The organism is Streptomyces tyrfis, from assembly GCF_037034285.1.
Taxonomy (GTDB): domain Bacteria; phylum Actinomycetota; class Actinomycetes; order Streptomycetales; family Streptomycetaceae; genus Streptomyces.
This window is the reverse complement of sequence record NZ_JBAGJZ010000117.1, coordinates 1-998: the sequence shown is the minus strand read 5'-3', so window position 1 is coordinate 998 and position 998 is coordinate 1. Positions and strand designations below refer to the sequence as shown.

At 67.9% G+C, this 998-nt stretch carries 1 protein-coding gene; it reads left to right on the top strand.

Annotation, left to right across the window (positions count from 1 at the left end):
• Positions 1 to 14: 14 nt before the first annotated feature.
• A partial coding sequence (ilvC, locus tag WA762_RS35440; protein WP_335941707.1) for a ketol-acid reductoisomerase occupies positions 15 to 998 on the top strand: 984 nt, incomplete at its 3' end.

Genomic DNA, 998 nt, shown 5'->3' with positions numbered 1-998 from the left:
CAAGGAGAGACCCAGTGGCCGAGCTGTTCTACGACGACGACGCCGACCTGTCCATCATCCAGGGCCGCAAGGTCGCGGTCATCGGCTACGGCAGCCAGGGCCACGCCCACGCGCTGTCGCTGCGCGACTCGGGTGTCGACGTCCGCGTCGGCCTGCACGAGGGCTCGAAGTCCCGGGCCAAGGCCGAGGAGCAGGGCCTGCGCGTGGTGACCCCCGCCGAGGCCGCCGCCGAGGCCGACGTCATCATGATCCTGGTCCCGGACCCGATCCAGGCCCAGGTCTACGAGGAGTCCGTCAAGGACAACCTCAAGGACGGCGACGCGCTGTTCTTCGGCCACGGTCTGAACATCCGCTACGGCTTCATCAAGCCGCCGGCCGGCGTCGACGTCTGCATGGTCGCCCCCAAGGGCCCGGGCCACCTGGTCCGCCGCCAGTACGAGGAGGGCCGCGGCGTGCCGTGCATCGTGGCCGTCGAGCAGGACGCCACGGGCAACGCCTTCGCGCTGGCGCTGTCGTACGCCAAGGGCATCGGCGGCACCCGCGCCGGCGTCATCAAGACGACCTTCACCGAGGAGACCGAGACCGACCTGTTCGGTGAGCAGGCCGTCCTCTGCGGTGGCACCGCCGCCCTGGTCAAGGCCGGTTTCGAGACCCTGGTCGAGGCCGGCTACCAGCCGGAGATCGCGTACTTCGAGTGCCTGCACGAGCTGAAGCTCATCGTGGACCTCATGTACGAGGGCGGCCTGGAGAAGATGCGCTGGTCCATCTCGGAGACCGCCGAATGGGGCGACTACGTCACCGGCCCGCGCATCATCACCGACGCCACCAAGGCCGAGATGAAGAAGGTCCTCGCGGAGATCCAGGACGGCTCCTTCGCCAAGAACTGGATGGCCGAGTACCACAACGGTCTGCCCAAGTACAACGAGTACAAGAAGGCGGACAGCGACCACCTCCTGGAGACCACGGGCCGTGAGCTGCGCAAGCTCATGAGCTGGGTC